The sequence below is a fragment of the Streptomyces sp. NPDC050315 genome (assembly GCF_040655775.1).
In the GTDB taxonomy this organism is placed as follows: Bacteria; Actinomycetota; Actinomycetes; order Streptomycetales; family Streptomycetaceae; genus Streptomyces.
In genome coordinates this window covers 136,123-156,748 of the sequence record NZ_JBFAKN010000004.1, presented here as the reverse complement: position 1 = coordinate 156,748, position 20,626 = coordinate 136,123, and the positions used below count along the sequence as shown (strand labels likewise).

Below are 20,626 nucleotides of genomic sequence, written 5' to 3'. Positions count from 1 at the left end.
TTCGGGGCATGCACACACCACCCCGCGTCCTGACCGTCGCAGGCTCCGACTCCGGCGGCGGCGCCGGCATCCAGGCCGACCTGAAGACGATGCTGGCGCTCGGCACGCACGGCATGAGCGTGCTGACCGCCGTCACTGCGCAGAACTCCCTGGGCGTCCAGGGCGCCTGGGAGCTGCCGGTCGAGGCGGTACGGGCCCAGTTCCGCAGCGTCGTGGACGACATCGGCGTCCAGGCGGTCAAGACCGGCATGCTCTCCTCGCCCGAGCTGGTGGAGACGGTGGCCGGGCTGCTCGCGGAGCTCTCCGCGCCCGTCGTGATCGACCCCGTGGGCGTCTCCAAGCACGGCGACTCGCTGCTCGCCGCCACGGCCCTGGACGCGGTCCGTACGAAGCTGCTGCCGACCGCGACCGTCGCCACCCCCAACCTCGACGAGGTGGCCCAGCTCACGGGCGTAGAGGTCCGGGAAGAGGCCGATATGCGGCGGGCGGCCGCGGCGGTCCTGGCCCATGGTCCGCGCTGGGCGCTGATCAAGGGCGGTCACCTGGCGTCCTCGGACGAGGCGGTGGATCTCCTCACCGACGGTGATCAGGAGTACTGGCTGCGCGCCCCGCGCCACGACAACCGGCACACGCACGGCACGGGCTGCACGCTCGCCAGTGCGATCGCCGCCCGGCTGGCGCACGGTGACTCCGTTCCGGAGGCCGTGGCGGCGGCGAAGGAGTACGTCACGGGCGCGATCGCGGCCGGCTTCCGGCTGGGCGGCGGGATCGGGCCCGTCGATCACGGGTGGCGGCTGCGCTGAGCCCTGGAGACCCGCGGGGGCGTCTGTACAGAGATGCGGGCGCCCGCGGGCAACAGAAAAGCCGGCCCACCCGGAGGTGGACCGGCTTCAAGGCAACCGGCAGGCTGCGCCACGACGTAACGTCAGCGCGCGACCTTGCCGGCCTTGATGCACGAGGTGCAGACGTTGAGCCGCTTCGGCGTGCGCCCGATCACAGCGCGCACCGTCTGGATGTTGGGGTTCCAACGACGGTTGGTGCGGCGGTGCGAGTGAGAAACGCTCTTGCCGAAGCCCGGCCCCTTGCCGCAGACGTCGCAGTTGGCAGCCACGGGTCACTCCAAAGACTTCAGATGCACTTACGGTAATTCCCAGCGCGCCGAGTGCATTGAACGACAAGCGGTGCCGGGAGGGAAAAGCCCGATTCGCATCGGGCAACCGGAGCAGCATACAACGACCGCTCCCGCCCTACGAAACTACCATGACCGCCCGGGGCCCCCGGCCGAGCACCGGTCCCGTACGCGGCTACCCTGCGGTGCACTGCCCCGACCGAGGAGGACACACGGTGCTCGACGCCACCGCGGTACGCGCATGGTGTGAGCTGGCCCTGGAGGCGCTCGGCCGGAACCGCGAGCGGATCGACGCGATCAACGTCTACCCCGTCGCCGACGGTGACACCGGCACCAACCTCTACCTGACCATGGAGTCCGCGGCCCGTGCCGTGGAGGCCGCCTTCGACGGGCACGCCGCCTCCGGGACGGCGCCCTGCCCCGCCGACGCCGTCCGCGCCATGGCCCACGGCGCGCTCATCGGCGCCCGCGGCAACTCCGGCACGATCCTGGCGCAGCTGCTGCGGGGGATGACGGAGGTACTGGCGGGGGCGCCGGCTGCATCCGGCCCCGCCCCGGAGCTCGCGTCGGCCCTGCGGCGCGCGGCCGCATCGGCGTACGAGGCGGTGGCGCACCCCGTGGAGGGCACGGTCCTCACCGTGGCGACGGCGGCCGCCGACGCCGCCGAGGGCGCCGTGCTGGGCGGTGACGTGGTGGCGGTGGCCCGCGCGGCCCACGAGGGCGCCAGGAAGGCGCTGGACGCCACTCCGGGGCAGCTCGCGGTTCTCGGCAGGGCGGGCGTGGTCGACGCGGGCGGCTGCGGCCTGGTCGCTGTCCTGGGCGCGCTCGCGGACGCGCTGTCCGGGGAGCGCACGGCAGCGGCCGGCGGCGTACGGATCGCCGTGGGCGCCCCCGCCTCCAGGGGCGGCACGGACCCCGCCATGGTCGTCACCGAGGCCGGCGGCTGCGGCGCCGACGAGCACGCCACCGCCGACGGCCCCGCCTTCGAGGTGATCTACCTCCTGGAGGCCGACGACGAGGCCGTGGCCCGGCTGCGCACCCGGCTCGACGGGCTCGGCGACTCCCTGGTGGTGGTCGGCGGGGACGGCCTGTGGAACGTCCATGTGCATGTGGACGACGCGGGCGCGGCCGTCGAGGCGGGCATCGAGGCGGGCCGCCCGTACCGGATCCGCATCACGCACTTCGCGGGCGCCGAGGCCGCCCGCGGCGCGGCTCCGGAGCGCGCGGAACGGGCCGTGGTCGCGGTGGTACCGGGAGACGGGCTGGCCGGGCTGTGCGCCGCGGCCGGCGCGACCGTGGTCTCCGTACGCCCTGGGGAGCCGCCCGCCAGCGGCGAGCTGGTCCAGGCGATCCGGCAGGCGCACGCCCGCGAGGTGGTGCTGCTGCCGAACGACGCCGACCTGCGGCACACGGCCGCCGCCGCGGCCGGCCAGGCCCGTACCGAAGGCGTGCGCGTCGCAGTGATCCCCACCCGGGCCGCGGTCCAGGGCATCGCGGCGCTGGCCGTCCACGAGGCCGGCCGCACGTTCGACGAGGACGTGGTGGCGATGACCTCGGCGGCGGGCGCCACCCGGTACGGCGAGCTGACGGTCGCCGAGCGGCAGTCCTGGACCATGGCCGGGGTCTGCCAGGCCGGGGACGTACTGGGGCTGGTGGACGGCGACGTCGCGGTGATCGGTACGGACCCGGCGGCCACCGCCCTCGACGTACTGGACCGGATGCTCTCGGCGGGCGGCGAGATGGTCACCCTCGTGTGCGGCGAAGGCTTCCCCCGGGCGCTCGCCGACCGCCTCGAACGCCACGTACGCGAGCGCCATCTGGCCGTGGACACGGTGGTGTACGCCGGGGGCCAGCAGTCGTCGCTGCTGCTGATCGGTGTGGAGTAGCTGTCCGATCGGCGTGGAACAGCCGCCCGGGGAGGCCCGTTCGCCGGTCCTCCCGCCGGTTGTCAGTGGCGTGGTGTGCAATGGACCCGTGCTGGATGAACCACTGAAGAAGATCCTCGGCGGCACCACCGCGAAGGTGCTGGCCGAGCACCTCGGCCTGCACACGGTCGGCGATCTGCTGCACCACTACCCGCGGCGGTACGCCGAGCGCGGCGAGCTGACCACCCTCGCCGACCTCCCGCTCGACGAGCACGTCACGGTCGTCGCCCGGGTCGCCGACGCCCGGGTGCACACCTTCAACCACGGCCGCGGCCAGCGCCTGGAGGTCACGCTCACCGACGGCAGCGGCCGCCTCCAGCTGGTCTTCTTCGGCAAGGGCATCCACAAGCCGCGGCACGACCTCCTCCCCGGCCGCCGCGCGATGTTCGCGGGCAAGGTCTCGGTCTTCAACCGCAAGCTCCAGCTCGCCCACCCCGAGTACGAACTCCTCGCGGGTGAGGGCGGCGACGACGCCGTGGACGCCTTCGCCAATCAGCTCCTGCCGATCTACCCGGCGGCCCAGAAGATGCCGTCCTGGAAGGTCGCGAAGGCGGTGGACGCGGTGCTGCCCAGCGCTCGGGAGGCGGTCGACCCGCTGCCGCCCGCGCTCCGGGAGGGCCGAGGCCTCGTCCCGCTCCCCGAGGCCCTGCTGAAGGTCCACCGGCCCGCCACCAAGGCCGACATCGCCGACGCCCGGGCCCGCCTGAAGTGGGACGAGGCGTTCGTCCTCCAGGTCGCCCTGGCCCGCCGCCGCTTCGCCGAGACCCAGCTCCCCGCCGTCCCCCGCCCGTTGACGGAGAACGGCCTCCTGGACGCCTTCGACGCCCGCCTCCCCTTCACCCTCACCGACGGCCAGCAGAAGGTCAGCCGCGAGATCTTCGACGACCTGGCCACGGACCACCCGATGCACCGGCTGCTCCAGGGGGAAGTGGGCAGCGGGAAGACGATGGTGGCTCTGCGGGCCATGCTCGCCGTGGTCGATACCGGTGGGCAGGCGGCGATGCTCGCGCCCACCGAGGTGCTCGCGCAGCAGCATCACCGGTCGATCACGGAGATGATGGGGGAGCTGGCCGAGGGCGGCATGCTCGGTGGGGCGGAGCACGGTACGAAGGTCGTGCTGCTGACCGGCTCGATGGGCACGGCCGCGCGGAAGCAGGCGCTGCTGGACCTCGTGACGGGCGAGGCCGGGCTGGTGATCGGCACGCATGCGCTGATCGAGGACAAGGTGCAGTTCCACGACCTGGGGCTGGTCGTGGTGGACGAGCAGCACCGGTTCGGCGTGGAGCAGCGGGACGCGCTGCGCTCCAAGGGGAAGCAGCCGCCGCACCTCCTGGTGATGACCGCGACGCCGATTCCGCGGACGGTCGCGATGACCGTGTTCGGCGATCTGGAGACGTCCGTACTGGACCAGTTGCCGGCCGGTCGGTCGCCGATCGCGAGTCATGTCGTACCGGCCAAGGACAAGCCGCACTTCCTGGCGCGCGCCTGGGACCGGGTGCGCGAGGAGGTCGAGGGCGGGCATCAGGCGTACGTCGTGTGCCCGCGGATCGGGGACGAGGAGGACGATCCGAAGAAGAAGGCCGCGAAGTCGCCCGAGGACGAGGCGGAGAAGCGGCCGCCGCTGGCCGTGCTGGACGTCGCCGAGCAGCTGGCCAAGGGGCCGCTCGCGGGGCTGCGCGTGGAGGTGCTGCACGGGCGGATGCAGCCGGACGACAAGGACGACGTGATGCGCCGGTTCGCCGCCGGCGACGTGGATGTGCTGGTGGCGACGACCGTCATCGAGGTGGGGGTGAACGTACCGAACGCCACCGCGATGGTGATCATGGACGCCGACCGGTTCGGGGTCTCGCAGCTGCATCAGCTGCGCGGGCGGGTGGGCCGCGGCTCGGCGCCCGGCCTGTGCCTGTTGGTGACGGAGATGTCCGAGGCGAGCCCGGCGCGGGCCCGGCTGGGCGCGGTGGCGAGCACGCTGGACGGCTTCGAGCTGTCCCGGATCGACCTGGAGCAGCGGCGCGAGGGCGACGTCCTGGGGCAGGCGCAGTCCGGGGTGCGCTCCAGCCTCCGGATGCTCGCGGTCATCGAGGACGAGGACGTGATCGAGGCGGCCCGGGAGGAGGCGACGGCGATCGTGGCGCGCGACCCGGAGCTGGCCGGACTGCCCGAGCTGCGGGTCGCGTTGGACGCCCTGCTGGACACCGAGCGGGAGAGCTATCTGGACAAGGGGTGAGCGGCGCCCGGACCGGCTCCGGGCGGCGCCGCAACAGCGCGGTCCGGGGTCATTGTCGGACCCCCCTGGGAGACTGAATTCCGTACGAGCCGGCCCATGCCGCTCTCCGCGGCGCTTCTCGGCGGCCGGCCGTGCGCGGACGGACCAGGGGGACCGTTTCATGGCATTCCGGCATCTGAACGAACTCCCGCTCGGCGACAAGATCTTCCGCATCGAGCTCGCCAGCGACGACGACGCGACCGTCACGCTCACCCTCACGGGCTGGCACGAGGACGCCCCCGAGACCCTCCTCGCCTCCGGCGCCCTCACCCTGCCCCTGACCGAGGTCCCGGCCCTGCGGATCGCGCTGAACCGCGCCCTGCGCGCCCTCGCGCTGGTCGCCGACGTGGCCGAGCCGATACCGGACCGCGATGTGCTGCGCGAGCTGTTCCCCGGGCACGGCGCGCCCTGGGTGCCGCAGCACGAGGAGGACCTGACGCGCCGGTTCCACGCGGGCGAGACCATCGCGCGGATAGCCGCCCGCTTCGGCCGCACGCCCGATTCGGTACGGACGAAGCTGCGCGAGCTCGGCCACGACCCGCGCCGCCCGGAGTACTGCCCGCCGGACGGCTGCCTGTCCTGGTCGCGGTACGCCTCACCGGCACTGGTGGGCGGCGCGGAGGAGGCGGAGGGGAGGTAGGCCCTGCGCGGCCGCCGGGCCGCAGCCGGCGCTGCTCGCCGCGCGCGCCCTGCGCAGGAGCGGGCCCGGCCGCACCGGCGACGGCGCGCCCGCTGCCCGCGGCAGAGCGCGCGGCCGGACGCCATATCGTGGAGGTGCGGGACCGTTCCCGGCCCCGCCCCGCCCATGGGCCGCATGGGCCGCACAGCTGAGGACGAGAATCGTATGACCCGCGTGATCGCCGGCGTGGCCGGCGGCCGGCGCCTGGCCGTGCCGCCCGGCACGGGCACCCGCCCGACCTCCGACCGGGCGCGCGAGGGCCTGTTCTCCACCTGGGAGGCGCTGGACGGCCCGCTGACCGGGGCCAGGGTGCTGGATCTGTACGGCGGCTCCGGCGCGGTCGGCCTGGAGGCGCTCTCCCGGGGCGCCGCGGCCGTACTGCTGGCCGAGGCCGACCCGAAGGCCGCCCGCACGATCCGCGAGAACATCCGCAGCCTCGGCCTTCCGGGCGCCGAATTCCGCGCCGCGAAGGCCGAGCAGGTCGTCGCGGGGCCGGTCGCCGGCGAGCCGTACGACCTCGTCTTCCTGGACCCGCCGTACGCCGTCACCGACGACGATCTTCGCGAGATCCTCCTCACACTCCGCGCCCAGGGCTGGATCACGGGCGATGCGCTCGCCACCGTGGAGCGCAGCACCAGGGGCGGAGAATTCCGCTGGCCCGACGGATTCACGGGCCTGCGCTCCCGCCGCTACGGCGAGGCCACGCTTTGGTACGGTCGCGCCGCTTCGACGTGCGAGGACGCCGGTGGGGACGCCGGCGACCGCCCTGACGGGAGCGCCACGTCGGCAAGCGAGTCATGACCGGATCGGAGAGCGAGGAACCTCAAGTGCGCCGTGCCGTCTGTCCGGGGTCGTTCGACCCCATTACGAATGGGCACCTGGACATCATCGCCCGGGCCTCCAAGCTCTACGACGTGGTCCACGTCGCCGTGATGATCAACAAGTCCAAGCAGGGCCTGTTCACGGTCGAGGAGCGGATCGACCTGATCCGCCGGGCCACCGCCGAGTACGGCAACGTCGAGGTCGAGGCCTTCCACGGCCTCCTCGTCGACTTCTGCAAGCAGCGTGACATTCCGGCCATCGTGAAGGGCCTGCGCGCGGTCAGCGACTTCGACTACGAGCTGCAGATGGCCCAGATGAACAACGGCCTCTCGGGCGTGGAGACCCTCTTCGTCCCGACCAACCCGACCTACAGCTTCCTGTCGTCCAGCCTGGTCAAGGAGGTCGCGGCCTGGGGCGGCGACGTCTCCCACCTGGTACCGGACTTCGTCTTCGAAGCCCTCACGGAGCGCCTCGGGGAGAAGTGACGCGGGAAGCGGCGGAGGGCCGTCCGGCTGACGGTGCGTCAGTGGGTGTCGGCGCGTGGGCGGGTGGCCGTACAGTCGTCCCCGTTCCGTCGTTTCATCCCCCAGAGAGTGGCGAGCCCCCAGTGGACGTGCAGAAGAAGCTCGACGAGATCGTCGAGACCGTCGGCCATGCCCGGTCCATGCCCATGTCGGCCTCCTGCGTGCTCAACCGCGCGGAGCTGCTGGCGATGCTCGAAGAGGTGCGGGCCGCGCTCCCGGGGTCCCTCGCGCAGGCGCAGGAGCTGCTCGGCGGGCGCGAGCAGATGGTCGAGGACGCCCGCGCCGAGGCCGAGCGGATCATCGAGAGCGCGCACGCCCAGCGCGGCTCGCTGCTCTCCGAGACCGAGCTCGCCCGGCAGTCCCAGGAGGAGGCCGACCGCATCCTCGCGGAGGCCCGCCGGGAGGCCGAGGAGATCCGCGCCGAGGCCGACGACTACGTCGACAGCAAGCTCGCCAACTTCGAGGTCGTCCTGACCAAGACCATCGGGTCCGTGGACCGGGGCCGCGAGAAGCTGCTCGGCCGCGGCCCGGGCCTGGACGAGGCGGGGTACGCGGACGCCGAGGCGCCCGAGCGCAGTGCCGACCCGGAGACGCTGCGGCAGCGGGCCGACGCGTACGTGGACGCCAAGTTCGGCGCCTTCGAGGCCGTACTGACCAAGACCCTGGAGGCGGTCGGGCGCGGCCGCCAGAAGCTGCTCGGGGCGCAGCCCAGCGACGAGCTCGCCGCGGCCTTCGCCGCGCACACGGACCCCGCGACGGGCCTGCCGCAGTCCGGCGACGCCGAGTACCTCGCCGACCTCGCCGCCGCCCAGCAGCCCGCCGGACCCCAGCAGCCCGCCGCGCCCCAGATGCCCGCCACGCCCCCGATGCCTGCCGCGCCGCCCGCGGCCCCGCCCGGCGACCGGCCGGCCGGGCAGCCCTTCGCACAGCCCGGCATGGACCCCGCGGCGGCCGCCCCGCAGCAGGACTACTACGCCACGGCGGGCTACGGTCAGGACGCGTACGGCTACCAGCAGCCGCAGCAGTACGCCCAGCAGCAGGACCCCTACGGCTACGGCTGGCAGCAGCAGGCCGCGCAGCAGGGCTACGACCCCGCCGCGTACGTACCGCAGCAGGCCCAGCAGTTCCCGCCCGGCGAGCAGCCGCAGCAGCCGCAGCACCAGGGACAGCAGCCCGCAGCGCTGGACGAGACCAGCCTCTTCGACACCAGCATGATCGACCTCGACCAGCTGCGGCAGTACGAGCAGGGGCACTGACGCGCGCAGCGCCGGGGGCGCCGACCGCGCGCGGGTCGGCGGAGCCGGGGGCAGGGGGCGCGGATTGGGTCAATCGCGACCCGTCCAGTATCCTGGCTGTTCGGTCGCGCATACGTCCGCGATCTGTGCTGCCCGTCGACCGCCCCGCGCGGAATCGGGTGGCAGTACCGCCGTAGAAAGCAGGAAGCCATCAACGCCCGCCTCGACCACCGTTCTCCGCTCGTGTTCGATACACGCGAGCTGGGTCGGCGTCCCGGTGCGATGAAGAAGGTGTCCCGCTCCGTCGAGGCCCCCTCGGACCTCGGCAACGAGGTCATCGGAGTGCCCGAGGGCGCGCCGGTGGAGCTCGACCTCCGCCTGGAGTCGGTCATGGACGGGGTGCTTGTCACAGGCACCGCCCGTGCATCCGTGACAGGGGAGTGCGTAAGGTGTCTGGAGCCGCTCGAGCGTGAGCTCGGCGCGGACTTCCAGGAGATGTTCTCCTACCCCGACGCCGATGCCCGGGTCCGCGAAGCGGACGCAGGCGACGACGCCGAGGACGAGGAGGACACCCTCTTCCTCGAGGACGACCTGTTCGACCTCGAACCCGTGCTGCGCGATGCGGTGGTGCTCGCACTGCCGATGCAGCCGGTGTGCCAGGACGACTGTCCGGGCCTGTGCTCCGACTGCGGAGCCCGGCTCGCGGACGACCCGGACCACCATCACGATGCCGTCGACATCCGTTGGGCGGCACTGCAGGGACTCGCCGGATCCATCCAGGACGGCGAGAAGGACAACATGGGCGGCGCCGATGCGGGCGTCGACGAGAAGCAGGAGAAGTAGCCGTGGCTGTTCCGAAGCGGAAGATGTCGCGCAGCAACACGCGCCACCGCCGGTCGCAGTGGAAGGCTGCGGTCCCCACCCTGGTGGCATGCAGCAGCTGCCACGAGCCGAAGCAGCAGCACATCGCGTGCCCCGCTTGCGGCACCTACAACAAGCGCCAGGTCCTCGAGGTCTGAGCGGCTGGTGACGGGCTCTATGTCAGACGCTGATTCGTCGAAGAACTCCTCGAAGACTCCGTCTGCGGACACGGCCTCGTCCCACACGCTTCTGGAAGGGCGGCTCGGGTACAAGCTCGAGTCCGCCCTTCTGGCGCGTGCGCTGACGCACCGCAGTTACGCATACGAGAACGGCGGGCTGCCCACCAACGAACGGCTGGAGTTCCTCGGGGACTCCGTCCTGGGCCTGGTGGTCACCGACACGCTGTACCGCATCCACCCCGACCTGCCCGAAGGCCAGCTGGCCAAGCTGCGGGCCGCGGTGGTCAACTCCCGTGCGCTCGCCGAGGTGGGCCGCGGCCTGGACCTCGGTGCCTTCATCCGGCTCGGCCGGGGTGAAGAAGGTACCGGCGGCCGGGACAAGGCATCCATCCTCGCCGACACACTCGAAGCGGTCATCGGCGCGGTCTATCTGGACCAGGGCCTCGACGCGGCCTCCGAACTGGTGCACCGCCTGTTCGACCCGCTGATCGAGAAGTCCTCCAGCCTCGGCGCCGGCCTGGACTGGAAGACCAGCCTCCAGGAACTGACCGCAACCGAAGGACTCGGGGTCCCGGAATACCTGGTCACGGAGACCGGCCCGGACCACGAGAAGACCTTCACTGCTGCCGCCCGCGTCGGTGGTGTCTCGTACGGCACCGGCACCGGCCGCAGCAAGAAGGAAGCCGAGCAGCAGGCGGCGGAGTCCGCCTGGCGGGAGATCCGCGCGGCGGCGGACGCGACGGCCAAGGCCGCCACGGAAGCCACCGCGGAAGCCGCCACCGGCGGTCCCGCGAGCTGAATGCGCGCCGCGTGCCTCGCGCACGCGGGTCCCCGCCCGACCACCCTTCACAGGGCAGGATGGGCGGGGTTTCCTTTTCCCGGCGCCTGGAACCCGCCCGGTCACAGCGCCTCACCGGACACACCGCCCCCATCGGACACATCGCCCTTACGAGGAGATCCCTTGCCCGAGCTGCCCGAGGTCGAGGTCGTACGGCGTGGTCTGGAGCGCTGGGTCAGCGGCCGCACGATCGACACGGTGGAGGTCCTGCACCCGCGGGCGGTGCGCCGCCACACGGCGGGCGGCGCGGACTTCGCCGCCCAGCTGGCCGGTCACCGCGTCGGCGAGGCCCGCCGCCGCGGCAAGTACCTGTGGCTGCCGCTCGCCGGCGACCTCTCCGTACTGGCCCACCTGGGCATGAGCGGCCAGCTCCTGGTCCAGCCGCAGGACGCGCCCGACGAGAAGCACCTCCGCATCCGCATCCGCTTCACGGACGCGGTACACGTTCCGGACGACACCGCCGGGGTCCCCGGTGTCGCCCCTGCCGACGACCTCCCGGCGGACACGATCGACACCGAACTCCGCTTCGTCGACCAGCGCACCTTCGGCGGCCTCTCCCTCCACCCCACCGTCCCCGGCGACCCCGACGGCCTCCCCGACGTGATCGCCCACATCGCGCGCGACCCCCTCGACGCGGCCTTCGACGACGCCGCGTTCCACGAAGCGCTGCGCCGCCGCCGTACGACGATCAAGCGCGCGCTCCTGGACCAGTCCCTGATCAGCGGCGTCGGCAACATCTACGCCGACGAGGCGCTGTGGCGCAGCCGGCTCCACTACGACCGCCCCACGGCCACCTTCACCCGCCCCCGCACCACCGAACTCCTCGGCCACATCCGCGACGTCATGACCGCGGCCCTCGCCGTGGGCGGCACCAGCTTCGACAGCCTCTACGTCAACATCAACGGCGAATCCGGCTACTTCGAACGCTCCCTGGACGCCTACGGCCGCGAGGACGAACCCTGCCGCCGCTGCACCACCCCCATCCGCCGCCGCCCCTGGATGAACCGCTCAAGCTACTTCTGCCCCAAGTGCCAGCGGGTGCCGCGGGTGCGCTAGTCCCGAGGCGCTCAGAAGCCGAAGTCCTGGGTCCACCACGGGCCGCCGGGGGCCTGGTGGGTGCCTACGCCGAGGGTTTTGTAGGCGCAGTTCAGGATGTTGGCGCGGTGGCCGGGGCTGTTCATCCAGGAGTCCATGACGGCCTCGGGGGTGGTCTGGCCGCGGGCGATGTTCTCGCCGCCGAGGCCGGGGACGCCGGCGGTCTTCGCGCGGTCCCAGGGGGTCGCGCCGTCCGGGTCGGTGTGGGCGAAGAAGCCGCGGCGGGCCATGTCCTCGCTGAAGTCCTGCGCGAGGTCGGTGAGGGCGGGGCTCGTGGTGAGCGGGGCGCAGCCCGCCCTGTCGCGTTCCTTGTTGACCAGGGAGAGGACCCGGGCGGCGGCGGAGGAGGAGGCGGCGGGCGAGTCCGTCGCGCGGGGCTTGGCGGGGGCGGCGGCGCCGGGGCGGGTGGTCTTGGCGCGGTCGCCGCTGTCGCCGTCGCGGCTGCTGCCCGGCGTGCCGTCGCCGTCGCGGGAGGGGCCGCGTCCGGATGTGCCGTCCCGGGAGGCGCGCTCGTCGGAGGTGTCCGCCGCTGTGCCGGAGGAGGCGCCCGGCGAGGACGATGCGCTGGGGGAGGGGCGGGTGCCGGGGGTGTCCGGGCGGGTGGCGCCGCGGTCGGCGGGGAGCGGGGAGCGCGCCCCCTGGGTGGCGGTCACCTCCGGCAGCGCGCCGGTCCGGACCGGGCCGCCGGGGCCGGCCGCGCGCCCCGGCTCGTAAGGGTCGCCGCCCGGCAGCAGCCCCGCCGAGACGGCCACGGCCCCCATCGCCAGCGCCGCCGACACGCCCAGCAGGCCGGTCCGTACAGGAGCGGTACGGAGGGGGCCACCGGGGCGGAAAGGGCCACCAGGGCGGAAGGGGCCGGTGGGGCGGAAGAGGGGGGCGGGACCGGCAAAGCCGGGGCCGCCGCGGTGGCGGCCCGAGGCGGGTTCGGCGGCCGGCGCTCCGGGTACGGGAGCGGTGCGTCGGTGGCGGCCCATCCCGTGACTTCCTTCCATCCATGAACGTCGAATCTGAATCACCCGTACGAGTGACGGGTGATGCCGAGTGACAGTACGGCACGACGTATGGGGCCGAAGTGCTTGCTGGGCAATTGGCCGGTTAGCGTGCACACATGAACGAAGATGTCCGTCTGACGGCCTGGGTGCGCGGTCGTGTGCAAGGTGTCGGCTTCCGATGGTTCACCCGGGCCAACGCGCTGCGCATCGGAGGGCTCGTCGGCTTCGCCATAAACCGGGAGGACGGCCGCGTCCAGGTCGTGGCCGAGGGTCCCCGGGAGCGGTGCGAGGAGTTGCTGGAGTGGCTGCGTACCGGAGACACGCCCGGCCGGGTCGACGGGGTGAGTGAGATTTGGGACACGCCGCGAGGCGGGTACGACGGCTTCGCGATTCGCTGAAGGAGGGGCGCCGAACGGTCGCCCGTCCCCTCCGCGACCCGTTCCATGACGTGCGGCCGGCACCTGCTGGAGGCAGAAACCGCCTGGTGGTTGCCAATTCCGCCGACCCGTGGAAAGCTGCGGCAGTAAGGATGATCTCTACGCCCCGGGGCCGTTTTCCGGAGCGCCGCCGCGAGTCCTCAGCAGGCGTGCGCGCTCACGAGCCCTCGGATACGGGGCGTGATCGTGTTGACCGTCAATCCATTTGGTGAGACTCTGGAATCCCCGCGCACCTTAGCTGTTTGGCATTGCGTAGACCAAAGAATGACAGACACCGCGGGTGCGATTCCCTCACGACCCACCACCGCTTCGGTCGGTCACTCAGTGTGGAGGACCATCCATCATGGCAAAGGCGCTTCTCGGTTACGTCGGCGGCTCCGACCCCCGAGTCCTCGCCGAGATGCGACGGCTTCAGCAGCGCGTACAGGATCTGGAATCCGAGCTTGTCAGGATCCAGGCGGAGAACGACGCGCTGTCCGCTGCCGCACGTCACGGCGACCGGCTGCTCGACAGCATCGACGTACCCCAGGCGGAGCCGGCGCTCACCTGACCCACGCCCCAAGGGACGGTCGGGCTGAAACGACAGCCACTTGAGGCACCGCTCTAGGAAGATTCAAGGGACGCTTCGGCGTCCCTTCGTCGTTCACGCCCCCGCTTCCCGGTGACCTCTTACCGCATGATGTGCCCTGCACGTTCCGTGGCGAAACCGAAAAGGTCCGAGCACAGCGGGAAGCCCCTGCCACGGACCGCTCGTACGAGCGCGGTCGCCGCGGCGCGCCAGGGCCGGTCGGGACGACCACGGTCATAGGCGCGCGAAAGGTAGAGTCCAACGGCGTGCACCTCAAGAGCCTGACCCTGCGAGGATTCAAGTCCTTCGCGTCCGCCACCACGCTGCGCTTCGAGCCCGGCATCACCTGCGTCGTGGGCCCCAACGGCTCCGGCAAGTCGAACGTGGTGGACGCCCTCTCCTGGGTCATGGGCGAGCAGGGCGCGAAGTCGCTGCGCGGCGGCAAGATGGAGGACGTCATCTTCGCCGGGACCACGGGCCGCCCGCCGCTGGGCCGCGCCGAGGTCTCCCTCACGATCGACAACTCCGACGGCGCGCTGCCCATCGACTACGCCGAGGTCACCATCACGCGGATCATGTTCCGCAACGGCGGCAGCGAGTACCAGCTCAACGGCGATACGTGCCGCCTGCTCGACATCCAGGAGCTGCTCAGCGACTCCGGTATCGGCCGCGAGATGCACGTGATCGTCGGGCAAGGGCAGCTCGACGGCGTACTGCACGCCGACCCGATGGGCCGCCGCGCCTTCATCGAGGAGGCGGCGGGCGTACTGAAGCACCGCAAGCGCAAGGAGAAGGCGCTGCGCAAGCTGGACGCGATGCAGGCGAACCTCGCCCGTGTCCAGGACCTGACGGACGAACTGCGGCGGCAGCTGAAGCCGCTCGGGCGGCAGGCCGCCGTCGCCCGCCGCGCCGCCGTCATCCAGGCCGACCTGCGCGACGCCCGGCTGCGGCTGCTCGCCGACGACCTGGTCACGCTGAGCGAGGCGCTCCGTACGGAGATCGCCGACGAGGCCGCGCTCAAGCAGCGCCGGGAGGCCACCGAGGCCGAGCTGAAGGAGGCGCTGCGGCGCGAGGCGGCCCTGGAGGAAGAGGTACGGACGCTGACGCCGCGGCTGCAGCGGGCCCAGCAGACCTGGTACGAGCTGTCGCAGCTCGCCGAGCGGGTACGCGGCACGATCTCGCTCGCCGACGCGCGCGTGAAGAGCGCGCAGACCGCGCCCCCCGAGGAGCGCCGCGGCCGCGACCCGGAGGAGATGGAGCGCGAGGCGGCCCGCATCCGGGAGCAGGAGGCGGAGCTGGAGGCCGCGCTGGAGGCGGCGACCCGGGCGCTGGACGACATGGTCGAGCACCGCGCCGAGCTGGAACGGCAGCTGCAGGACGAGGAGCGCCGGCTGCGGGACGCCGCGCGGGCCATCGCCGACCGCCGCGAGGGCCTGGCCCGGCTGCACGGCCAGGCCACCGCGGCCCGCGGCCGGGCCGCCTCCGCCCAGGCCGAGATCGACCGCCTGACCGAGTCGCGGGACGCGGCGCAGGCCCGCGCGGCGGCGGCACAGCAGGAGTACGAGCAGCTCCAGGCCGAGGTCGACGGGCTGGACGCGGGCGACGAGGAGCTTGCGGGGCAGCACGAGCGGGCCAAGGAGGAGCTGGCCGAGGCGGAGCGCGCGCTGACCGCGGCCCGCGAGGCGCTGACCACGGTGGAGCGCAAGCGCGCCGCGACGGCGGCGCGGCACGACGCGCTGGCGCTGGGGCTGCGCCGCAAGGACGGTACGGGCGCGCTGCTGGCCGCCGCCGACCGGCTGGGCGGGCTGCTCGGCCCGGCGGCCGAGCTGCTGACCGTACGGCCGGGGTACGAGATCCCGGTCGCGGCGGCGCTCGGCGCGGCGGCCGACGCGATCGCCGTCGCGGACCCGGCGACCGCCGCGGAGGCCATCCGGCTGCTGCGCAAGCAGGACGCGGGACGCGCGGTCCTGCTCCCGGCGACGGCGGCGGACCGGCCGCTGACCGGGGCGGCGGGGGAGCGGTCCCTGGTGGGGGCGCCGGGTGATACGTCTCTGCATGACGGGGCGACAGGGGAAGCCGTACCGGATGGAGCTGACGGCTCGTCGGGCGGCGAGCGGACCACCGGAGCGCCCGAGGGCACCCCGTACGACCAGGCGCCCACCGACACCGAGAACCCCGCGATTCCCGGTGCGCGCACCGGCCAGGATGCCGCCGAAGTTCCCGACGGCGGCGCGGAATTCGCCTCCGTGCCGGCCGCCCGGACGCCCGACGGGCCGCCCGCTGCCGCCGAACTGGTGGACGGGCCCGCCGAGTTGCTGCCCGCCGTGCGGCGGCTGCTGCGCGATGTCGTCGTCGTGAGCACGCTGGAGGACGCCGAGGACCTGGTCGCCGCGCGGCCCGGCGTGACCGCCGTGACCGCCGAAGGCGACCTGCTCGGGGCGCACTTCGCGCAGGGCGGGTCGGCCGGGGCGCCGAGCCTGCTGGAGGTGCAGGCCTCCGTCGACGAGGCGGTGGCGGAGCTGGCCGAGCTGGCCGCGCGCTGCGAGGAGCTCGCGGAGGAGCAGCGGCTGGCCACCGAGCGGCGGGCCGAACGGGCCGCGCTGGTCGAGGAACTGGCGGAGCGGCGCCGGGTGGCCGACCGCGAGAAGTCGCAGGTCGCCCAGTCGCTCGGGCGGCTCGGCGGACAGGCCAGGGGCGCCGCGGGCGAGGCCGAGCGGTCGGCGGCCGCGGTCGCCAAGGCCGAGGAGGCGCTGGCCCGGGCCACCGAGGAGGCCGAGGAGCTGGCGGAACGTCTCGCCGTCGCCGAGGAGGACCCGGGGGAGGAGGAGCCGGACACCGCCGTACGGGACCGGCTCGCCGCCGACGGGGCCAACGCCCGGCAGACCGAGATGGAGGCGCGCCTCCAGGTCCGTACGCACGAGGAGCGTGTGAAGGGACTCGCGGGCCGGGCGGACGGGCTGGACCGGGCGGCGCGCGCCGAACGCGACGCGCGGGCGCGGGCCGAGCAGCGGCGCGCCCGGCTGCGCCACGAGGCGCGGGTCGCCTCGGCGGTCGCCGACGGCGCGCGGCAGCTGCTCGCGCATGTCGAGGTCTCGCTCGTGCGGGCCGAGGAGGAGCGGGCCGCCGCCGAGCGGGCGAAGGCCGAGCGGGAGCAGGCGCTGGTCGCCGAGCGCAACCAGGGCCGCGAGCTGAAGGATGCGCTGGACAAGCTGACCGACTCGGTGCACCGGGGCGAGGTGCTGGGCGCCGAGAAGCGCATGAAGATCGAGCAGCTGGAGACCAAGGCGCTGGAGGAGCTGGGCGTCGAACCGGCCGGGCTGGTCGCCGAGTACGGCCCCGACCAGCTCGTACCGCCGTCACCGGCCGCCGAGGGCGAGGAGCTGCCGGCCGACCCGGAGCACCCGCGGAACCAGCCGGTGCCGTTCGTGCGGGCCGAGCAGGAGAAGCGGCTGAAGGCCGCCGAGCGCGCGTACCAGCAGCTCGGGAAGGTCAACCCGCTGGCGCTGGAGGAGTTCGCGGCGCTGGAGGAGCGCCACCAGTTCCTCAGCGAGCAGCTGGAGGACCTCAAGAAGACCCGTGCCGACCTGCTGCAGGTCGTCAAGGAGGTCGACGAGCGCGTGGAGCAGGTGTTCACGGAGGCGTTCTGGGACACGGCGCGCGAGTTCGAGGGCGTCTTCGCGCGGCTCTTCCCGGGCGGCGAGGGCCGGCTCGTACTGACCGACCCGGACAACATGCTGACGACCGGCGTGGACGTGGAGGCGCGGCCGCCGGGCAAGAAGGTCAAGCGGCTCTCGCTGCTCTCGGGCGGCGAGCGGTCGCTGACCGCGGTGGCGCTGCTGGTGTCGATCTTCAAGGCGCGGCCGAGCCCGTTCTACGTGATGGACGAGGTCGAGGCGGCGCTGGACGACACCAATCTGCAGCGGCTGATCAGGATCATGGAGGAGCTGCAGGAGAGCTCCCAGCTGATCGTGATCACGCACCAGAAGCGGACCATGGAGGTCGCGGACGCGCTCTATGGCGTGTCCATGCAGGGCGACGGTGTATCGAAGGTCATCAGCCAGCGACTGCACTGAGGTGCCGCGCATGGGCGAGACCCCGGCTGGGAACGCGGGTGCGGGCCGCCGACCTGCAGCGTTCGCGGCAGTGTTCACAACATGAACTCAAGGTGGCGTTGCTTGCCGACAGTAACGAGGTCAATGAATTCTGTACCCCCTATTGACTTCGAAACTTGAAGGCATAGTCTCTGCAACGTTGCTTTTACCTTCAAGTGGTGCGTGCCCGTGTTCGCAGCCGCCACTGGAGGGCCAGCCCCCGATGCCCGGCAGCGCAGCCGGGCCACTGGAGTACACGTTGACCAGCACCGCGCAGCCGACGATGGCGGAAGGCCGCAAGGCCAAGCCCGACCACCTCGGCCATGTCATCTTCATCACCGCGGCTGCCGCGATGGGCGGCTTCCTGTTCGGTTACGACAGCTCCGTGATCAACGGTGCCGTCGAGGCCATCCGGGACCGTTACCACGTCGGCTCCGCCGGGCTCGCCCAGGTCATCGCGATCGCGCTGATCGGCTGCGCCGTCGGTGCCGCCACCGCGGGCCGCATCGCCGACCGCATCGGCCGCATCCGCGTCATGCAGATCGCCGCACTGCTGTTCACGGTCAGCGCCGTCGGTTCGGCGCTGCCGTTCGCGATCTGGGACCTGGCCCTCTGGCGGGTCGTCGGCGGCTTCGGCATCGGTATGGCCTCGGTGATCGGCCCCGCCTACATCGCCGAGGTCGCGCCGCCCGCGTACCGCGGCCGGCTCGCCTCCTTCCAGCAGGCCGCGATCGTCATCGGCATCGCCGTCTCCCAGCTGGTCAACTGGGGCGTCCTGAACCTCGCCGACGGCAACCAGCGCGGCCAGATCGCCGGCCTGGAGGCCTGGCAGTGGATGCTCGGCGTCATGGTCGTCCCGGCCGTGGTCTACGGCCTGCTCTCCTTCGCGATCCCCGAGTCGCCCCGCTTCCTGATCAGCGTCGGCCGGCACGACAAGGCCAAGGAGGTGCTCTCCGAGGTCGAGGGCAGCGCGGTGGACCTGGACCTGCGGGTCGAGGAGATCGAGCTGGCGATGCGCAGCGAGCACAAGTCGACGTTCAAGGACCTGCTCGGCGGCAAGGGCGGCTTCCTGCCGATCGTCTGGATCGGCATCGGCCTCTCGGTCTTCCAGCAGCTGGTCGGCATCAACGTCGCGTTCTACTACTCCTCGACGCTGTGGCAGTCCGTCGGCATCGACCCGAGCAGCTCGTTCTTCTACAGCTTCACCACGTCGATCATCAACATCCTCGGCACCGTGATCGCGATGCTCTTCGTCGACCGGATCGGCCGCCGTCCGCTGGCGCTGGTCGGCTCCGCCGGTATGGCGGTCGCCCTCGCGCTGGAGGCGTGGGCCTTCTCCGCGAAGACCGCGAGCGGTGCGCTGCCCGCCACCGAAGGCATCGTGGCCCTGATCGCGGCCCACTTCTTCGTGCTCTTCTTCGCCCTGTCCTGGGGCGTGGTGGTCTGGGTCTTCCTCGGCGAGATGTTCCCGAACAAGATCCGTGCCGCGGCCCTGGGCGTCGCCGCCTCGGCCCAGTGGATCGCCAACTGGGCGATCACGGCGACCTTCCCGAGCCTGTCGGAGTGGAACCTCTCCGGTACGTACGTGATCTACATGATCTTCGCCCTGCTCTCGATCCCCTTCGTGCTCAAGTTCGTGAAGGAGACGAAGGGCAAGGCGTTGGAGGAGATGGGCTAACCCCCCCGCCAGCCTTTCTCCTCACCACGGATCTGCCCCGGCTCCCGGATGGAGCCGGGGCAGCCGCATGTCCGGGCCCGCTCGGCCCTTCCCCCGGGCGTACCGTTTCGCCCCGTCCTTCCCCCATGAGGGGACGCGAACCCCCTGCTCAACACCGTACTGGGGGCCACTGACAATCCCGCCGGGCCCGACGCGCGCCCTCAGGGCTTGAGAGGCGCGTCCTCAGGGCTTGAGGGGCGCGTCCTCAACCCGTCACCCGCGGCAGCACCCGCTCCGCAAAGAGGTGCAGCGACCGCCAGCCCTCGTCGATCGGCATTCCGCCGCACAGCGGATGCAGGATCAGTGGGTCCGACGCCTCCGCCTTGTCCGCGTACGTCACGCACTCCTCGGGCGTCAGCACCCGGTACACGCCTTCCTCGCGCAGCGCCGCCACGTCCGTGGCCGCCGACCGTACGGCCGAGCGGATGCCGACGCCCTGCCAGCCCGCGTACGTCCGTGCCTCGTACAGGAAGTGCTCCCCGTAGCGCGCCCAGGCCCGGTCCGGGTCCTCCGCGACGTGCAGCAGCGCCGTGGTCGCCGGTGGCTCCATGACCCAGCCCTCGTGGCCGTGCTCGGCGCACTGCTGGTGGTAGTACGCGGTGAGCTCCGGCAGGTGCGCGCTGGGGAAGAACGGCAGCCCGAGGCGGGCCGCGCGCCGTGCCGCGGGGCGCGAGCCGCCGCCCACCAGAAGGAGCGGGTGCGGCTGCGTGGCCGGGCGCGGCGTGACGCGGACCGTGCGCCCCCGGTACGTGAACGGCTCGCCCGTCCAAGCGCTGAGCAGCGTCTCCAGTACCTCGTCCTGGAGCGCGCCGCGCCGCCGCCAGTCCACGCCGTGCGCCGCGTACTCCTCGGGCCGGTAGCCCAGGCCCGCGACGGTCACCAGCCGGCCGCCGCCGAGGAGATCCAGTACGGCCAGGTCCTCGGCCAGCCGCAGCGGGTCGTGCAGCGGGGTGATCAGCGCGGAGACCGTGACGGCGACCCGGCGGGTGGCGCCGAGCACCGCGCCGGCGAAGGTGAGCGGCGAGGGCATCCAACCGTTGTCGGTGGCGTGGTGCTCCTCGGTCTGCACCGTCGTGATGCCCAGGTCGTCGGCGTACTTCGCCATCGCGACGGCCGCCTGATAGCGCGCCGCGAGGCCCTCCGGCGTGGGGGCCGGGTCGACCAGATTGAAGCGCAGGACCGTGACGGGCATGACAACGTCCCCTTCGCCGCTGAGGTGGCGAAGGGGACGTTAGCTGATGCTGTGTCAGATGTGGAGGGGGCGGACG

18 protein-coding genes are annotated in these 20,626 nt (G+C 72.6%); 15 read left to right on the top strand and 3 right to left on the bottom strand.

What is annotated here, in order from left to right; genetic code table 11:
- Positions 1-8: 8 nt before the first annotated feature.
- Complete coding sequence (gene thiD, locus AB0I82_RS15990; RefSeq protein ID WP_363257860.1) at positions 9-803, top strand: bifunctional hydroxymethylpyrimidine kinase/phosphomethylpyrimidine kinase; 795 nt, start codon at positions 9-11, stop codon at positions 801-803.
- Between the two features lie 122 nt (positions 804-925).
- On the opposite strand, the gene rpmB is transcribed toward thiD, so the two are convergent.
- The gene (gene rpmB / locus AB0I82_RS15985) at positions 926-1,111 is read right to left on the bottom strand and encodes a 50S ribosomal protein L28 (protein WP_030267048.1); all 186 of its coding nucleotides are present in this window, start codon (positions 1,109-1,111) and stop codon (positions 926-928) included.
- A 233-nt stretch (positions 1,112-1,344) separates the two neighbouring features.
- On the opposite strand from rpmB, the gene AB0I82_RS15980 reads away from it, so the two are divergent.
- From AB0I82_RS15980 to mutM, 10 genes are all read left to right on the top strand, one after another.
- Positions 1,345-3,015, top strand: a complete 1,671-nt coding sequence (locus AB0I82_RS15980) for a DAK2 domain-containing protein (protein ID WP_363257859.1) — start codon at positions 1,345-1,347, stop codon at positions 3,013-3,015.
- A gap of 88 nt (positions 3,016-3,103) precedes the next feature.
- Positions 3,104-5,281 carry an ATP-dependent DNA helicase RecG gene (recG, locus tag AB0I82_RS15975; protein ID WP_363257858.1) on the top strand — a complete coding sequence of 726 codons (2,178 nt, stop codon included), beginning with the start codon at positions 3,104-3,106 and terminating at the stop codon, positions 5,279-5,281.
- 160 nt (positions 5,282-5,441) lie between these two features.
- A complete protein-coding gene (locus AB0I82_RS15970) occupies positions 5,442-5,960 on the top strand; it encodes a hypothetical protein (protein ID WP_363257857.1) in 519 nt (172 codons plus the stop codon).
- 174 nt (positions 5,961-6,134) lie between these two features.
- Positions 6,135-6,800: a 16S rRNA (guanine(966)-N(2))-methyltransferase RsmD gene (rsmD, locus tag AB0I82_RS15965; protein WP_363257856.1), complete on the top strand. Its 666-nt coding sequence runs from the start codon at positions 6,135-6,137 to the stop codon at positions 6,798-6,800.
- Positions 6,797-7,306: a pantetheine-phosphate adenylyltransferase gene (gene coaD, locus AB0I82_RS15960; protein WP_363257855.1), complete on the top strand. Its 510-nt coding sequence runs from the start codon at positions 6,797-6,799 to the stop codon at positions 7,304-7,306. Before rsmD ends, coaD begins: the two co-directional genes overlap by 4 nt.
- A 122-nt stretch (positions 7,307-7,428) precedes the next feature.
- Positions 7,429-8,601, top strand: a complete 1,173-nt coding sequence (locus AB0I82_RS15955; protein ID WP_363257854.1) for an ATP synthase F0 subunit B — start codon at positions 7,429-7,431, stop codon at positions 8,599-8,601.
- Positions 8,602-8,823: 222 nt separating this feature from the next.
- Positions 8,824-9,423 (top strand): YceD family protein, encoded by a 600-nt coding sequence (locus AB0I82_RS15950; RefSeq protein ID WP_363257853.1) that lies wholly within the window; start codon positions 8,824-8,826, stop codon positions 9,421-9,423.
- 2 nt (positions 9,424-9,425) lie between these two features.
- On the top strand, positions 9,426-9,599 hold the full coding sequence (gene rpmF, locus AB0I82_RS15945; protein WP_030267069.1) for a 50S ribosomal protein L32: 174 nt from the start codon (positions 9,426-9,428) through the stop codon (positions 9,597-9,599).
- Between the two features lie 19 nt (positions 9,600-9,618).
- The gene (gene rnc / locus AB0I82_RS15940) at positions 9,619-10,419 is read left to right on the top strand and encodes a ribonuclease III (RefSeq protein WP_363257852.1); all 801 of its coding nucleotides are present in this window, start codon (positions 9,619-9,621) and stop codon (positions 10,417-10,419) included.
- Positions 10,420-10,581: 162 nt separating this feature from the next.
- Positions 10,582-11,514: a bifunctional DNA-formamidopyrimidine glycosylase/DNA-(apurinic or apyrimidinic site) lyase gene (mutM, locus tag AB0I82_RS15935; protein ID WP_363257851.1), complete on the top strand. Its 933-nt coding sequence runs from the start codon at positions 10,582-10,584 to the stop codon at positions 11,512-11,514.
- Between the two features lie 11 nt (positions 11,515-11,525).
- Here the strand turns inward: mutM and AB0I82_RS15930 are convergent, their stop codons facing one another.
- Complete coding sequence (locus AB0I82_RS15930) at positions 11,526-12,527, bottom strand: CAP domain-containing protein (RefSeq protein ID WP_363257850.1); 1,002 nt, start codon at positions 12,525-12,527, stop codon at positions 11,526-11,528.
- Between the two features lie 134 nt (positions 12,528-12,661).
- On the opposite strand from AB0I82_RS15930, the gene AB0I82_RS15925 reads away from it, so the two are divergent.
- The 4 genes from AB0I82_RS15925 to AB0I82_RS15910 all read left to right on the top strand — a co-directional run bounded on the left by AB0I82_RS15925 (position 12,662) and on the right by AB0I82_RS15910 (position 19,319).
- The gene (locus AB0I82_RS15925; protein ID WP_030267085.1) at positions 12,662-12,943 is read left to right on the top strand and encodes an acylphosphatase; all 282 of its coding nucleotides are present in this window, start codon (positions 12,662-12,664) and stop codon (positions 12,941-12,943) included.
- 382 nt (positions 12,944-13,325) lie between these two features.
- Entirely contained in the window at positions 13,326-13,532 is a 207-nt protein-coding gene (locus AB0I82_RS15920) for a hypothetical protein (RefSeq protein ID WP_030267089.1), read from the top strand.
- Between the two features lie 284 nt (positions 13,533-13,816).
- Positions 13,817-17,623 (top strand): AAA family ATPase, encoded by a 3,807-nt coding sequence (locus AB0I82_RS15915; RefSeq protein WP_363257849.1) that lies wholly within the window; start codon positions 13,817-13,819, stop codon positions 17,621-17,623.
- A 277-nt stretch (positions 17,624-17,900) separates the two neighbouring features.
- Complete coding sequence (locus tag AB0I82_RS15910) at positions 17,901-19,319, top strand: sugar porter family MFS transporter (RefSeq protein WP_363257848.1); 1,419 nt, start codon at positions 17,901-17,903, stop codon at positions 19,317-19,319.
- Positions 19,320-19,563: 244 nt separating this feature from the next.
- On the opposite strand, the gene AB0I82_RS15905 is transcribed toward AB0I82_RS15910, so the two are convergent.
- Entirely contained in the window at positions 19,564-20,550 is a 987-nt protein-coding gene (locus AB0I82_RS15905; RefSeq protein WP_363257847.1) for an LLM class flavin-dependent oxidoreductase, read from the bottom strand.
- Positions 20,551-20,626 lie beyond the last annotated feature (76 nt).

What these genes read in the sequence shown, in the direction of transcription:
- thiD (WP_363257860.1), top strand. Translation starts at nt 9, where the DNA reads ATGCACACACCACCCCGCGTCCTGACCGTCGCAGGCTCCGACTCCGGC.
- AB0I82_RS15970 (WP_363257857.1), top strand. Translation starts at nt 5,442, where the DNA reads ATGGCATTCCGGCATCTGAACGAACTCCCGCTCGGCGACAAGATCTTC.
- rsmD (WP_363257856.1), top strand. Translation starts at nt 6,135, where the DNA reads ATGGGCCGCACAGCTGAGGACGAGAATCGTATGACCCGCGTGATCGCC.
- coaD (WP_363257855.1), top strand. Translation starts at nt 6,797, where the DNA reads ATGACCGGATCGGAGAGCGAGGAACCTCAAGTGCGCCGTGCCGTCTGT.
- rnc (WP_363257852.1), top strand. Translation starts at nt 9,619, where the DNA reads ATGTCAGACGCTGATTCGTCGAAGAACTCCTCGAAGACTCCGTCTGCG.
- AB0I82_RS15930 (WP_363257850.1), bottom strand. Translation starts at nt 12,527, where the DNA reads ATGGGCCGCCACCGACGCACCGCTCCCGTACCCGGAGCGCCGGCCGCC.
- AB0I82_RS15925 (WP_030267085.1), top strand. Translation starts at nt 12,662, where the DNA reads ATGAACGAAGATGTCCGTCTGACGGCCTGGGTGCGCGGTCGTGTGCAA.
- AB0I82_RS15920 (WP_030267089.1), top strand. Translation starts at nt 13,326, where the DNA reads ATGGCAAAGGCGCTTCTCGGTTACGTCGGCGGCTCCGACCCCCGAGTC.
- AB0I82_RS15905 (WP_363257847.1), bottom strand. Translation starts at nt 20,550, where the DNA reads ATGCCCGTCACGGTCCTGCGCTTCAATCTGGTCGACCCGGCCCCCACG.